A 14,301-nucleotide genomic window follows, 5' to 3' on the forward strand; every position below is an offset into this window, starting at 1 on the left:
GAGCTCCCGGCAGTGCGGCGCGTGCACACACTGCCGGGAGCGGTCCTGCGGGGTGTGCTCCTTACGGCTGTTCGCCGTCGTGGAGCGCGGTCACCTCCTGGTCGGTGAGCGCCTTGTCGAACACCTTCACCTGGTCGACCGAGCCGTTCCAGAAGTCGGTGTTGCCGCCCGACCACTTGGCGCGGCCGACGGAGAGCGCACCGCTGCTGACGTCGGCGCTGCCCGCCTCCGCCGTCTGGGCGAGCTTCCCGTCGACGTACAGCTTGATCTGGTCACCGCTGCGCACGCCGACCAGGTGGTACCACCTGCCGAGTTCGGGCTTGATCTCCAGGCGGGCCCGGTGGGCGCCCGGGGTGGAGAAGGCGAAGCCGCCCTGGCCGTACTGGAGGTAGAACGGGTTCTCCTGGCGCCGGCCGTCCTGGCTGACGACGGTGCCGTAGTTGCCCGGAAGCGCGTCGAGCGAGGCCCAGGCGGAGACGGTGTAGTCACCGGTCGTGTCGACCACCGGGCCGTCGGTCTCGGCGTACTGGCCCTCACCGTTGAACTTCAGCGCCGAGCCCTGCACGCCGGGCGTCCACGACGTCCCCTCCGAGAGGGTGAGGTCCTTGTGGTTCGGGCCGCTGTCGGCCGCCGTGGTCCCCTTGTTCTCGTCGAGTGACCAGGCACCGCCGCCCTTGACCTCGTCGCGCTCACCCGCGGCGGCGCCGGCCGCGATGACCTCCTGGTTGATCTTCCGTACCTTCTTGGGGTCGACCTTGATCTCGCGGCGGTCGTACGTCCAGAGACCGTTGAGCTCGTTCTCGAGGTCGGTCACCTGGGTGTAGATGGAGCCGGAGAGCTCGGCGCGGGCCGCGTCCAGGTAGTACGTACGGGTGTTGTCGACGTACTTGGCGGTCAGCGCGTCCTTGTCGGCGACACCGCTGTAGATCGCGGTGGGGGCACCCGGCCACATGTTTCCGGGCATCCGGAGGGTGAAGCCGCCGTGCTCACCGTCCATCGCCGCACGGTTCCCGTCCGGGAAGGCAGGGTCGGTGTTGTTGTAGTCGTGGTGGTCGATGATGTCGCCCTTGCCGCTGTCACCCTTGGAGTTGCAGCAGTTGACACCACTGTGGGCGTTGACGACCCGGGAGGGGTCGGCGGCCTGGACCTTCTCGGTGATCTTCCCGGTCTCGGTGCGGTCCCACTCGCCCCAGCCCTCGTTGAAGACGATCCAGGCGCCGATCGACGGGTAGTTGTGCAGCTGCTCCATCATCTCGGCACCCTGGTCGAGGAAGGCCTTCTGGCCCTTCTCACCGGTGATGTTGCCGGAGACGAAGTCCTGCCAGACCAGCAGACCGAGCTGGTCGGCGTGGTAGTACCAGCGGGCGGGCTCGACCTTGATGTGCTTGCGCACGGAGTTGAAGCCGAGGTCCTTCTGCGCCTTCAGGTCGAAGAGCAGGGCGGAGTCGCTGGGAGCCGTGTTCAGACCGTCGGGGTAGAAGCCCTGGTCGAGCTGGGCGAGGGAGAAGAACGGCTTCCCGTTGAGCACCAGCTTCTGGTAGCCGCCGACCTTCGCGACGCCGAAGGAACGCATGCCGAAGTAGCTGTCGACGGTGTCCTTGGAGCGGCCGTCCTTGAGGGTGACCTCGAGGTCGTACAGGTACGGGTCGTCCGGCGTCCAGAGGTGCTGCTTGGCGACCGGGAGGCTCAGCTCGCCGTTGGCCGGTCCGGTGACGGTCCCGACGACCTTGCCCTTCTTGTCACGGGCGACGGCGGTGACACGGGCGGACTTCGAGGCGGACTCGGAGTTGACCGTCAGGGCGAGACTGCCCTTGTCGATGTCGGGCGTGGTGGTGAGGGAGTCGACGGCCGCGGGGGCGACGGGCTCCATCCAGACGGTCTGCCAGATACCGGAGGAGGCGGTGTAGAAGATGCCGCTGGGGTTGGCGGACTGCTTGCCCGTGGGCTGGTCGGCACCGGTGGTGTCGGTGACCGCGACCACGATCTCCTGGGGACCGCTGCCCTTGAGGGCGTCCGTGATGTCGGCGCTGAAGGCGGTGTAGCCGCCGGTGTGCTCGGCGACCTGCTTGCCGTTCACCCAGACGCGCGCGTGGTAGTCGACGGCGCCGAAGTTGAGCTTCAGGCGTTCGTCACTGCTCCGCTTGCCGACCGACCAGCTCTTCGGCACGGTGACCAGCTTGCGGTAGAACATGTGGTCCTCGTGGCGTTCCAGCCCGGAGAGCTGGGACTCGACGGGGTACGGCACGGTGATGCGCTCGTCGAGCGACTTGCCGAAGACCGGCTTCTCGTCGGCGGTGGCTCCCGCGAACTCCCAGGGACCGTTGAGGTTCTTCCAGTCGTCGCGCACCTGCTGCGGGCGGGGGTACTCGGGCAGCGGGTTCTTGGGGTTCACCTTCTCGCCCCACGGGGTGAGAAGCCGGTGCGTGGAGAGGTTCTTCGCCCTGCGGCTGATCTCCGGGACGGTCTCGTCGCCGTTCTTCAGGCCGCCCTCACCGTCGTACGCGAACCTGACCTGCTGGTTCTTCTGGACAGCTCCGCCCAGGGTGACGATGAGCGCCTTGCGGTTGTTCGAGGCCCTGACGACCGACTTCACCGGCATCGGCGTGGTGTCCGCCTCGATGCCGAGGTGGCCCTTCACGTCCTGGAGGCCGCTGACCTCGTGGTCGAAGGTCGCCTGCACCTTCAGGCCGTCCTCCGCGACGCTCAGCCCGACCGGGTAGACCTCGAAGTCGGCCGGCGGGGTGAACGCGGACTCGGGGACGATCTGCTTGGCGAGCTTCGCGCTCGACCAGCGCAGGAACATGTTCGCCCCGCCGGTGTCCTGGAACATCTCCAGCCGGAAGGTGTGCTGTTCACCGGCCTTGAGGGTGACGGGCTTGCTGGTCTGCTCCTTGTCCCAGTCCGGCTCCCAGTGGTCGATGACGGCCTTGTCGTCGATGAAGAGGCGGAAGCCGTTGTCCCCGATGGCGGAGAAGGTGTAGTCGCCGTCCTCGGGGGCCGCGATCTGCCCCGTCCAGCGGGCGGTGGTGTTCTCGGTCCTCCCCGTGGCCGACTCGAAGGCACCGGTCAGTCCGGGAAAGTTGATCTCCGGGTCCAGAGCCGTGGCACCGAGCTCGGCGAAGTCGCGGGCACCAGGGGCGGACATCGCGAAGTACTCACCCTTGAGGCCGTGCACCTCGGTGGAGGGGTCCTCCTTCACGAACGCGGAGGCGGTGGGGGCCGCCGCCTCCGCGGCGGGTGCCGCGGCGGCGGCCGGGACCAGGGTCGCCCCCACGGGGAGCAGCAGCGCCGCCGTACAGGCAAGTGTTCTCAAAACGGTGCGGGGGCGGGCAAGTTGTCGTATCAAGGCGTCGTCCTCGTCGAAGAAGCCGGAGTGCTCCGAACCGCGAAGCACTGCACATAGTCGAACATTGAGCCACAGCCTCAAACACCTGACAACGGTCGTGCAGGGAGAATTTTCAACGATAGAAAATTAACGGCCGTCCCGCCCCACCCGCAGGGCGGCTCCGGCCCGGTGAGCGGCGCCGAGCCGCCCACCGGACCGCGGGGCAGGCCCCGTTGGTGCATTACTGCGGAAGACCCGCAGGTCCGGTGGCCCAGGAGGTGTTCGGCCGGTCCGCGAGCCGGAAGGCCAGCACCCCTCCTCGGGTCACCAGCCGGGCGTCCGTCCAGGACCTGTCGGCCGTCCGTCCGTCGACCTTCACCGCGTCGATGTACGGATGTGTCGCATCCGCCTCGGGAGCAGTGAGGGTGATGTCGCCGCCCTGTGCCCGCCGCAGCACCGCGGACGGGAAGAGCGGCGCACCGATCAGCAGGGTCGCGCTGCCCGGAGTCTGCGGGTAGAGCCCCAGGGCCGAGAAGACGTACCAGGCCGACATGGTGCCGAGGTCGTCGTTGCCGGGCAGGCCGCGCGGGCCGGTGCCGTACACCGTGTTCACGATCTCGCGTACGGTCTCCTGGGTCTTCCACGGCTGCCCCATGGCGTTGTAGAGCCAAGGGGCGTGGATACCGGGCTCGTTGGTCGGGTCGTAGCGCAGCGCGTCGCCGCCCTTGACCGACCAGGAACCGTCCGCCTTGTGGAAGAAGCCGTCCAGCCGCGTCGCCGCCGCCTCCCGGCCGCCCATCGCGGCGGCGAGGCCTTGGACGTCCTGGGGGACCATCCAGGTGTAGGTGGCGCTGGTGCCCTGCGCGAAGCCCCGGTCGCTGCCCGGGGCGAAGGGGGTCACCCAGGAGCCGTCGAGGTTGCGCGCCTGGATGTAGCCGGTGGTCCCGGCGCCGTCACCGGCATCGGGGTTGAACACGTTGCGCCACCATCCGCCGCGCTCCTCGAAGGCTGCGGCCTCCTCGTCACGCCCGAGCAGGCGGGCCCAGCGGCCGAGCGCGTCGTCGGCGACCGCGTCCTCCAGTGTCTCCGCCGCACCGCCCCAGCAGTGGCAGACGTCCTGGGCCGCGTAGTGGGACTCCAGGTACTGGGCCAGGTTGGGCCGCTGGCCGGTGCACTGACCGGGGCAGCCCGCGTCGGAGAGGCCGTCCGGCCGGGGGACCGTGGCCTGGCGGGCCAGGGACTCGAAGGCACCCTCGTAGTCGAAGTTGCGCACGCCCATGGCGTAGAAGGTCGCCAGGGTGGCGGCCGTGGGGTCACCCGTCATGACGTGCGTCGCCCCGTTGACGTGCACCCAGCGGTCCCACACCCCGTCGTTCTGCCCGGCGAAGTTGTACAGCGACTGGGCGAAGTCTCCCGCGATCCGGGGCTTGAGGAGCGCCAGCAGCTGGATCTGTGCGCGGTACTGGTCCCAGCCCGAGAAGTTGCTGTACTGCGCCTTCTGACCGTGTGTCACGCGGTGCGGCTTCCCGTCCATGCCGGGGTAGCGGCCGTCGGTGTCGCTGATCAGGTTCGGCTGCATCAGGGAGTGGTACAGGGCGGTGTAGAACGCGGTGCGCTGCGCGTCGCTGCCGCCACCGGTCCGCACGGAGGCGAGCTCACGGTCCCAGGCGGCGGAGCCGGCGCGGGCCACGTCGTCGACGCCCGCCCTCGGCGGGATCTCCTCCTGCAGGTTGGCCTCGGCGCCTGCCTGGCTGACGTAGGAGATACCGATCCGCATCCGGACGTCGTCGTCCCCGGACGTGTCGAAGCCGACCCAGCCGCCGGACCCCCGCCCGGCGCGGTCCGCCCCCGTGGCATACCCCTCGCCGCCGCTCGCGGTGGTGGCGCCCGGCGAGAGCGTGCCGTCGTGCCAGGTGCCGGTGGTCGCGAAGTCGCGGTCGAACGAGGCACTGAAGTACAGCCGGTAGTAGCTCTTTCGGTTGTTGGTCCCGCCGTTGGCACGCCGGCCGCAGAACGCCCCCGTGAGCACCGAACCGGTCACCTTCCGGTGGGCGGTGTCGATCTCGACCCGGGCGTCCTCGCTGCCGTTGAGGGAGTTGGAGACCCGGAAGAGCAGGTTGGCGGACTTGCCGGCCGGGAAACCGAAGTCGGCCACACCCGCGCGCTCACTCACGGCGAGGTCGGCGGTGGCGCCCGAGTCCAGCCCCACCGTGTAGCGGCCGGGCACGGCACGCTCGTCGTCGTGCGAGAAGCCGGAGGCGTAGACGGCGTCCTTCGTGTCCGCGGACGGCGAGGAGCTGACGTCGCCGACGAACGGCATGATCGGCACGTCCCCCGCGGCGCCGGGGTTGCACCCGGCGCCGTTGACATGGGTGAGGCTCAGTCCACGCATCCGGGTCACCCCGTACTCGTATCCGTTGGCCGCCCCGGTGCTCGTCTGGTCGCCCGTGGTGCTGGTCGGCGACCAGGCGATCATGCCGTACGGGCGGACCGCGCCGGGGTACGTGTTGCCCCCGTTCCAGGTGCCGATCATCGGGTCGACCCAGGCGGTGGGACGCGTGACGAGCGCGCCGGCCTGGGCCGCGGGCGGAGTGACGGCACCGGCGAGCGCGCCGGTGAGGAGGATCGCGGCGGTCCGTGCGGCGATACGCCGGGCCGCGGACGGTCTGGAGGGCATGTTCTCGGATACCTCCGGCAGGTTGGACAACGTTGTCAGAGCCGCTCGTACGGCGACGTGACGGCGTGGGTCGATTCGCGGCCGAGCGTAGGTCTCCTGGGCGTGCGAGGGAATGCCGCGGACGGATCCGGGCCGTGAACGAATGGTGAACGCGGCCGTGGACAGCGGCACATGACGCCAGGTCAACCGATGGGCATCGCCGCTCCTCCCCGCCCCAGGGATTCGTGAGAGTTGACTCCCAGATAATATGAGAGAAGACTCTCACGTCATGGAATCCAGTAATCGCCTGGGCGATGTCGAGATCAAGGACCCTCAAGCGATGAGGGCGTTGGCGCATCCTGTGCGTCTGGCGATCCTCGACCGTCTTCAGCGGCACGGGCCCGCCACCGCGACGGAGCTCGCCCCCGACGTCGGTGCGACGCCGTCGGTGACCAGCTGGCATCTGCGCCACCTGGCCGGTTTCGGGCTGGTGCGTGACAGCGAGCCCGGACCGGACCGCCGCCGGCGGAGGTGGGAGGCGGCGGCACGCGGCTTCCGGTTCGGGACGCCGCTGGACGGAGCCGACGAGGAGGGGCGGTCGGCCGCACGGCTGCTGTCGCGGCAGCTGTTCCTCCGCCACGCGGACCTGCCGGGCAGATGGGCGGCCGAGGTGGAGCCCGGGCTCGAACCCGAGTGGACGAGACGGGCGGGACTGGCCAGCACCCGCCTCGTCGTGTCCGCCGACGAACTCGCCGCCATCGAGGACGAGATCGAGCGGGTGCTCGCGCCCTACGTCACCCGTGACGCCGCCGAGCGGCCGGCCGACGGCCGCGGCGTCCAACTGCTGCGCTACGTCCTGCCGGAGGGGCCCGAGGAGCGGCCCGGGGAATCACAGTGAGGGGCTCGAAGCGGACCGCCGGGCCTCCGCCGTGGCGGGACCGGCGGTTCCGCCGCTTCTGGGCGGGCCACGCGATCTCACAGTTCGGCGACCGGATCACCGAGCTGGCCCTGCCCCTGCTCGCGGCCGGTGTTCTCAACGCGTCGGCCGGCCAGGTCGCCCTGCTGACCGCGCTCGTCTGGACCCCGAATCTGCTGGCCGTCCTGCTGGGGGCGTGGGTCGACCACCAGGTCCGCAAGCGCCGCCTGATGATCCTCGCCGACCTGGTGCGCGCCGCCGTCCTGCTCAGCGTCCCGGCGGCGTATCTGCTGGACGCAGTGACACTCCATCAGCTGTACGTCGTGGCGGTGCTCATGGGGACTGCCGGTGTGCTGTTCAACACCGCCTATCCGCCGTTCTTCGCCGGTCTCGTACCACGCGCCTCCTACGTGGACGCGAACAGCAGGCTCAGCGCCGCACGATCGGCGTCGCACGTCGCCGGCCCGGCCGTCGGCGGTGCTCTGATCCAGCTCCTCGCCGCTCCCCTCACCCTCGCCGTCGACGCCCTGACGTTTCTCGTATCGGCGGTCGTGCTCGGCCGCGTCCAGGTCGACGAACACCCCGTCGAGGTCGGCACTGCGACCCCTCCACTCGCTCGGCGTGCCAAGGAGGGACTGGCGTTCGTCATCCGTCACCCCGTGCTGCGGGGCAGCCTCGGGTGCTGTGCGACCGTCAACTTCTTCACCTTCATCGGGGGCAGCGGGCTGATCGTGCTGTTCGCCGACCGGGACCTCGGGCTGTCCGCGGGGCTCATCGGGACGGCGTTCGGCGTCGGCGCGACGGGGTCCCTCCTCGGCGCCGTGGCCGCTCCGGCGGTCTCACGCCGGTTCGGCGTGGGGCGCAGCGTCGTCGTGGGTGCGGTGCTGTTCCCTGCCGCGATCGCGGTCACCGCCGCAGCGGACGGTGCGCCCGGGCTCCGGGCCGGAGCCTTGGCGGCGTCCGTCTTCCTGTCCGGATTCGGCGTCATGCTGTTCGATGTCAACCTCAACGCCCTTCAGACGGCCGTGACCCCGGACGGTGTGCGCAGTCGCGTGGCAGGGGCGTTCAGCACGATCAACTACGGAATACGGCCGGTCGGCGCGCTCACCGGCGGCCTCCTGGCGACCACGGTCGGCTTGCGGGCCACACTCCTCGTCGCCGCCGTCGGCGGGGTCGTCTCGCTGCTGTGGCTGCTGCCCTCGCCGATACCCGGCATCCGCTCCCTGGCACCGGACACCCGCGTGGACACGGCCGCCTGAGCCGGCGTCCACCCGGCCTCCGCACGGCGCCGCGGGACGGCGCCCGTCACCTCCTGCCGAGTCCGAGCCGAACGGGCCCTGGAGACCCTGCGGTGACGCGGACCCGGCGGGGTACCCGAAGGACGTCAGCGTCACCGTCGGTTCCCAGGAGGCACACGCCGTGCACAGCTGGAAGCTCTGGCTCGACCGCAGTCTGACCGCCCAGGCAGTGCTGATCTTCGCCCTCGGCACGGGACTCACCGCACTGTTCCGCCAGGGGTCGCACCCGCTGGTCTGGGTGGTCCAAGGCGCGTTCTACACCGCCATCAGCGTCGGAATCCTGGCCGTTCAGCGCCGCAGAGCCGGGCGGGTGACCGGGAAGGATCCGCGCGGGGTCGCCGAGCTCACCCGTCGGATACGCCGTCGCGACGTGCCGAGCGACCCGGAGGAGCGCGAGGCCATGCGACGGCTCGTCGCCGACCAGCTGGGGAGGCTGGAGCGTGCGGGCCGGTGGCTGCCGTACTGGCTCGGCTTCATGGGCCTGGTCGTGGTCGGCATGCTCGTCCTCGGCGCGGTCAGCGGATCGCTGGTGTTCCCGCTGGTGTTCACCGTCGCCATGGCGGCATTCTGCTACGGCGTCTTCCGCATGCGCCGGTACACGCTCGCCCTGTACCGCCACATGCGCTCAGCCCTGGAGGACCCGAGCTGACGCCTTCGCATCCCGGCCCTTATGCACGCCGACACCTACGAGGGCATCCACGTCGGCAGGGGGCGCCACGGCTCTTCGTCGAGGGCCAGGAGGGCGAGCAGGACGAGAAGCTGCTCACCACCGGCGACGTCGGGTTCGCACCGAGGAACTGCCCGCACACCCGCCGGATCGACCGCCACCGCCCTCCTCCTGCTGCACGGAACCGGCGACGCCCTGGTGTCCAGCAGGCGACGTGTGCGCCTGGCCGAGGCGCTGCGCGAAGCGGGGGCACCGGTGGAGCTGTGCCTCATCGAGAGGGCCCAGCATCGTGGGGTGGGATCCCTGACGAGGACGTGACCGGGTGCTTCGACCGCTCGGTCGAGTTCGCCCGGGCGCTCACCCGCTGACCACCGCTCCGTGCGGTGGGCGGGACAGCCGGGCACGGGGCCGTTGCTGCCGGACTGCGCTCGACCCGGGGCGCTGTCGACGGCCGAAGCAGCAGACGGCAGAACGGCAGCAGGCGCCCGGACCGCCTGACGCCGACGCCGCGGGGTGATGGAATCCCGCCATGCCGACACCGATGTCCCGTGTGCTCCCGGCACTCGACCGTTTCCATGCAGCTCACCCCTGGGACCACAACGCGCACTACCACCGCTGGCTTCTGCGCCGCCTGCCCGAGCACTTCGGCAGGGCGTTGGACGTGGGCTCCGGCAGCGGTGATCCGGCCCGGTGCCTGGCCGCGCGGGCCACGTCGGTCGAGGGCATCGACGCCGACCCGGCCATGGTCGCCTGCACGCGGAGTCTCACGGCGCCCGCCCTCCCCGTCGAGTTCACCGTCCGGGACGCGGCGGCCGGGCTGCCGCAGGGCCCGTTCGACGTCATCACGTGCGTGGCGGCCCTCCACCACCTGCCGTTCTCCGAGACGCTCACCCGCTTCCGCGACCGCCTCACCCCGGGCGGGACGCTGGTCGTCGTGGGAGTCGCCCGTGCGCGGACGCTCGGCGACCATGCTCTCGGGGCTGCGGCGATCCCGATGGACGTGGTGATGGCGCTGCTCAGGAACGGAGGACGCGGGGCGACTCGCCCCGCGTCGATGACCGCTCCGACGCTTCCGCCCGCCATGAGCTTCGCCGAGATCGTGCGACGGGCCCAAGAGGGGCTGCCGGGCGCCCGCTTGCGCCGGCGTCTGTTCTGGCGCTACACGCTTCTCCGGCGCCAGGCCTGACGTCAGTCCGCGGTCTTCGTGAAGTCCAGGTCGGCATGGCGGACGGCGTGGGAGGCGGTGGAGACCGTGGCGCCGAGCATGCTGATGCAACCGAAGAGGAGGAAGGTGGGGCCGGCGCCCCACCCTTCCACCAGGAGGCCGAAGAGCGGGAACATCACCGGGGTGATGCCGACCGCGCTGAGCGCCTGGACCGAGGCGACCCGGCCCTGGAAGGCGAGAGCGGTGTTGGCCTGCATCAGGGCCATGGACAGACCGCCGCAGAGGCCGGAGACCAGACCGGAGACGAACGCCACGGCGACCGCGAGGGCCAGGTTCGGCATGACACCGATGAGGCCGATGCCCGCGGAGGCGACGAGCAGGGCGATGTTGTGCCAGTGGCCGGCCCGGGCGAAGCGTCCGCGCACGACGAGGAGGAGCGAGGTCGTGCAGACGCCGGTGCTGAGGGCGGCGTTCACCCAGGCACCGCCGGAGGGGCCCCAGCCGCGTTCCTCGGCGAGCATGATGACGCCGATCGCCATCGGCGGGATGCAGCCGATCATGGAGAGCAGTCCGGAGAGGACGAGCGGGCCGACGACGGGCTCGTGGCGCAGGTAGACGATGCCGTCGACCAGGTCACGACGGGCGGTGGAGTCCACGGTGGGCCCCTCCCCGGGCGGCAGCGGGGCGAGCCGGACCGCGACCAGGAGGAACAGGGAGAGGGTGAAGAGGATCCCGGTCACGGCGAACGCGGCGGCGGAGCCGCCCAGCCCGATCGAGAACCCGGCGAGCGGCGGACCGGCGATGTGGCCGGACCGTTGCACCAGATTGCGCAGGCTCTGCACCCGCATCAGCTGGTCGCGTCCGGTGAGCCGGGGCGGCAAGGCTCCGACCGCCGGCATGAACAGGGCGTCCACGACGCCGAAGACGAGGGCGAGCGCGACGAGCAGCCAGAGGCCGGGAGTACTGAACGCGAGCGCTGCGGCGGCCGCGAGGATCACCACGGCGCGGACCGCGTCGGAGGAGATGACCACCCTGCGCGGGCCGAACCGGTCGGCGATCACACCGCCGCCGAGCATGAGAATGGCCCGTGGTACCGCGCCGACCGCCATGACCAGACCGACCTGGGCCGGCCCGGCCACCTTCTGCGCGGCCCAGCCGAGTGCCACGAAGTAGGCGGCGTCGCCGACCACGGAGAAGGTGTAGGCGATCAGCCAGCGCAGGACGTTGCCGTCCCGGTGCGCCGGGGTGGAGGGGGTGATGGCCACTACGGGGGCGGGCGGGGCTGCCTTGTGGATCGGTTCATCTGCGCGCGAGGTCACAAGCGCGCATCGTCTCCCACAACGTCGTCCTCGTACAACGGAATTACCTGCCGGATCTCACGCCCCTACGGCGGCCGCCCGGGCCGCTGTCGTCAGCCGCTGTCGTCGCGGGCCGCGCGGTCGGCGGGCACCTGGACCACCGCGAGGAACGGTCTCCGTGAGCAGGGCGGACGACCGGGTCCCGCACTGTTCCTGTGCGGGACCCGGTCCTTCAGGAGCCGTACCACGGAGCCGGCGGCTTCGGGTTTCACTCGACACGCAGGGAACGGGGCCTTCCGCGGCTACGGCGTCGTGATCGTCGGCCGGGGCGCGGTCGCCATCCCGTTGCCGATGGCGAAGCTGGGGTGAGGCGGCTGGTTGTAGGCAGTGTTCTGCCAGGCGAGCGCGGTGCGGTACATCGTGTCGTGGAGCAGTGTGGTGATCCTCGTGCCGGTCTCGAACGGCGTGGAGTAGATCCGCAGCGCCGTGTTGTTGGTGGTCGGCCAGACGACCTCCTCGCGCCAGTCGCCGAAGAGGTCGCCGGACAGCGCGGGGGTGGCCTTGGTGCCGTTGTCGGAGTGGACCGAGTCCCCGGTCAGCAGGCGGGTGTCCGCCGAGGTGCCGTACTTGTCGATGTGGGTGCCGTCGAGGAGTTCACGGGTCGTGTCGCCGTCCCACCAGGACAGGAAGTTCGAGCTGGACGGCTTGCGGCTGGTGACGACGTCGCCCTTCGGCCCGCGGACGCCGGAGACGGCCGAGGACCAGGACTCGGCGCCGGCGCTGCCGGACCAGATGTCGCCGGAGACCCCGCGGCCGTTGTCGCCGCTCGCCGGGGTCGACCACAGGATCTGGCCGGTCTTCGCGTCCGCCATCCAGGAGGACGGCTTCGAGCTGTCCTCGTCGACCTTGAACTCCTCCAGGCCGGCCCGGGAGGGATCGAGGTCGCCCACGTGCATGGCGTCTCCATGGCCGTTCTTCGTCGTCCAGAGCCCGCTGCCGTTGTCGTCGACGGCCATCGAGCCGTACATGATCTCGTCCTTGCCGTCCCCGTCGGCGTCGGCGACGGACAACTGGTGGTTGCCCTGGCCGTCGTACCCCTTGCCGGAGTTGGTCGAGCTGTTCGTGTCGAAGGTCCAGCGCCGGGTGAAGGCGCCGTTGCGCCAGTCCCAGGCGGCGATGACACTGCGCGTGTAGTAGCCGCGCGCCATGATCAGCGACGGCCGGGCGCCGTCCAGATAGGCCGTGCCCGCGAGGAAGCGGTCCACCCGGTTGCCGTAGGAGTCGCCCCACGAGGAGACGGTGCCGCGTGCGGGCACGTAGTCCACGGTGCCCATCGCGGCGCCCGTCCTGCCGTTGAACATCGTCAGGAACTCGGGCCCGGACAGGACGTAGCCGGAGGAGTTGCGGTAGTCGGCGGAGGAGCTGCCGATGACCTTGCCGGTTCCGTCGACGCTGCCGTCGGCGGTCTTCGTCGCCACCTCTGCCTGGCCGTCGCCGTCGTAGTCGTACACCTGGAACTGGGTGTAGTGCGCGCCCGAGCGGATGTTCCGCCCGAGGTCGATCCGCCAGAGCCGGGTGCCGTCGAGGCGGATCCCGTCGATGATCGTGTTGCCCGTGTAGCCGGACTGGGAGTTGTCCTTGGCGTTGGTGGGCTGCCACTTCAGTACGAAGTCGAGGGCACCGTCGCCGTCCAGGTCGCCGACTGAGGCGTCGTTGGCCTCGTAGGTGTAGGCGACGCCGTCGGGTGTCGTCCCTCCGGCGGGCGGGCTGATGGGTACGTCCTTGTATCCCGCGCGGAACTGGATCGCGTGCACGGAGTCGCTCTGCTCCACTCCCCCGACGACCGCGCGCACCGTGTAGTCGGCGATGGCGGGCGCACCCGCATGGAAGTAGTTCGTCGATGCGGTGACCGGTGAGGCGTTGACCTTGGTGCCCGCCCGGTAGACGTTGAACGACACGTTGTCGGGGTCGGTACCCAGCCAGCGCCAGCTGACGAGGTTCCCGCTGTCGGTGTGCACACTCACCACACCGCGGTCGAGCGCCTCGGCCTGCCGCGCGGTGGCGGCATGCGAGGCCGGGCCCAGGGCGACGAGCCCGCCGGCCGCGAGCAGCCCCGCCGCCAGAGCGCTGATCAGTGCGCGGGTGCGGGTGACACGGCGTCCGCGGCGGGGGCGGGGACCGGAGGGGGGAAGCAGAGGCTCCACGGGAGGCACCTTCTGGCAGGGGACGGCTTACGCCCCCTCAGTTGCTCCCCGACGCCGAAAGGTTGCCGCCCGGTTCCTTGTGTGCCGCCGACCGCCGCCCCGCGCCGGCCGCCCGCGCCGCCGAGTGCAGCGAGCGCAGGGCGAGCAGCAGGAAGCCGATGTCGTCGAGATAGACGGGGTCCGGCAGGAGGTCGACGGGCGACACGGTGTAGATCACCGACGCCCACACGAGCGCCTTGTCGCGCAGGGGGATCCCCGCGTCGACGAGCAGTCTCCTGGCCCGGATCACACGGACCAGGAGCACTGCGGCGGCCCCCGCCATGAGCAGGAGCGCCAGTGCGCCGAGGACGAGCCAGACCGAGATGTCCATGGCTCATCATCTCCCCGGGGGGCGGCCGGAGCCAGGAGGCGTCACCCGTGGCTCCTGGCCTGGTGACGGGCGCGGCGGCGCTTCAGGGCACGGCGTTCGTTCTCGTCCATGCCTCCCCACACACCTGCGTCCTGTCCGTTCTCCATCGCCCATTCCAGGCACTGTTCCCGTACGGGGCAGGTCCCGCAGACGGCCTTGGCCTCCTCGGCCTGTACGAGCGCGGGGCCGGTGCTGCCGATGGGGAAGAACAGGTCGGGGTCCTCCTCGCGGCACGCCGCCTGCGTGCGCCAGTTCTCCATGACTCTCACTCCTTCTCGCAGGGAGCGGCGTTGGTCTCCGCTGGATTCCGCTTCGTCGCTGTGACGTCCGTACTGTGCGCGTGACCGTCATCGGGCGTTCGAA

Annotated in this window: 11 protein-coding genes; 4 read left to right on the forward strand and 7 right to left on the reverse strand. The window is 70.7% G+C overall.

All coding sequences use genetic code 11. The features are described 5' to 3' along the window. Window positions 1-61: 61 nt before the first annotated feature. A complete protein-coding gene (locus tag ACFC51_RS12135; RefSeq protein WP_376374269.1) occupies window positions 62-3,394 on the reverse strand; it encodes a LamG-like jellyroll fold domain-containing protein in 3,333 nt (1,110 codons plus the stop codon). Between the two features lie 172 nt (window positions 3,395-3,566). Then, the gene (locus ACFC51_RS12140) at window positions 3,567-6,002 is read right to left on the reverse strand and encodes a GH92 family glycosyl hydrolase (RefSeq protein ID WP_376528360.1); all 2,436 of its coding nucleotides are present in this window, start codon (window positions 6,000-6,002) and stop codon (window positions 3,567-3,569) included. A 268-nt stretch (window positions 6,003-6,270) separates the two neighbouring features. Here ACFC51_RS12140 and ACFC51_RS12145 point away from each other — a divergent pair, with 268 nt between their 5' ends. The 3 genes from ACFC51_RS12145 to ACFC51_RS12155 all read left to right on the forward strand — a co-directional run bounded on the left by ACFC51_RS12145 (window position 6,271) and on the right by ACFC51_RS12155 (window position 8,844). Then, on the forward strand, window positions 6,271-6,879 hold the full coding sequence (locus ACFC51_RS12145; RefSeq protein WP_376374274.1) for an ArsR/SmtB family transcription factor: 609 nt from the start codon (window positions 6,271-6,273) through the stop codon (window positions 6,877-6,879). Continuing rightward, entirely contained in the window at window positions 6,876-8,156 is a 1,281-nt protein-coding gene (locus ACFC51_RS12150) for an MFS transporter (protein ID WP_376528362.1), read from the forward strand. The genes ACFC51_RS12145 and ACFC51_RS12150 overlap by 4 nt, the downstream gene beginning before the upstream one ends. Before the next feature lie 160 nt (window positions 8,157-8,316). Beyond that, a complete protein-coding gene (locus tag ACFC51_RS12155) occupies window positions 8,317-8,844 on the forward strand; it encodes a hypothetical protein (RefSeq protein ID WP_376528364.1) in 528 nt (175 codons plus the stop codon). A gap of 35 nt (window positions 8,845-8,879) precedes the next feature. On the opposite strand, the gene ACFC51_RS12160 is transcribed toward ACFC51_RS12155, so the two are convergent. Further along, window positions 8,880-9,023, reverse strand: coding sequence for a hypothetical protein (locus tag ACFC51_RS12160; protein ID WP_376528367.1), 144 nt, complete (start codon window positions 9,021-9,023; stop codon window positions 8,880-8,882). Between the two features lie 368 nt (window positions 9,024-9,391). On the opposite strand from ACFC51_RS12160, the gene ACFC51_RS12165 reads away from it, so the two are divergent. Next, window positions 9,392-10,048, forward strand: a complete 657-nt coding sequence (locus ACFC51_RS12165) for a class I SAM-dependent methyltransferase (protein WP_376528370.1) — start codon at window positions 9,392-9,394, stop codon at window positions 10,046-10,048. Window positions 10,049-10,050: 2 nt separating this feature from the next. Here ACFC51_RS12165 and ACFC51_RS12170 read toward each other — a convergent pair whose 3' ends face one another. The 4 genes from ACFC51_RS12170 to ACFC51_RS12185 form a co-directional block, all read right to left on the reverse strand. After that, window positions 10,051-11,346 (reverse strand): MFS transporter, encoded by a 1,296-nt coding sequence (locus ACFC51_RS12170; protein ID WP_376374287.1) that lies wholly within the window; start codon window positions 11,344-11,346, stop codon window positions 10,051-10,053. A gap of 281 nt (window positions 11,347-11,627) precedes the next feature. Next, entirely contained in the window at window positions 11,628-13,529 is a 1,902-nt protein-coding gene (locus ACFC51_RS12175; RefSeq protein ID WP_376528372.1) for a rhamnogalacturonan lyase, read from the reverse strand. Window positions 13,530-13,566: 37 nt separating this feature from the next. Then, on the reverse strand, window positions 13,567-13,899 hold the full coding sequence (locus ACFC51_RS12180; protein ID WP_376374292.1) for a YkvA family protein: 333 nt from the start codon (window positions 13,897-13,899) through the stop codon (window positions 13,567-13,569). Window positions 13,900-13,940: 41 nt separating this feature from the next. After that, window positions 13,941-14,198: a WhiB family transcriptional regulator gene (locus tag ACFC51_RS12185; RefSeq protein ID WP_376374295.1), complete on the reverse strand. Its 258-nt coding sequence runs from the start codon at window positions 14,196-14,198 to the stop codon at window positions 13,941-13,943. Window positions 14,199-14,301 lie beyond the last annotated feature (103 nt).

Origin of the sequence: Streptomyces sp. NPDC055962 (assembly GCF_042270185.1) — a bacterium.
Taxonomy (GTDB): domain Bacteria; phylum Actinomycetota; class Actinomycetes; order Streptomycetales; family Streptomycetaceae; genus Streptomyces.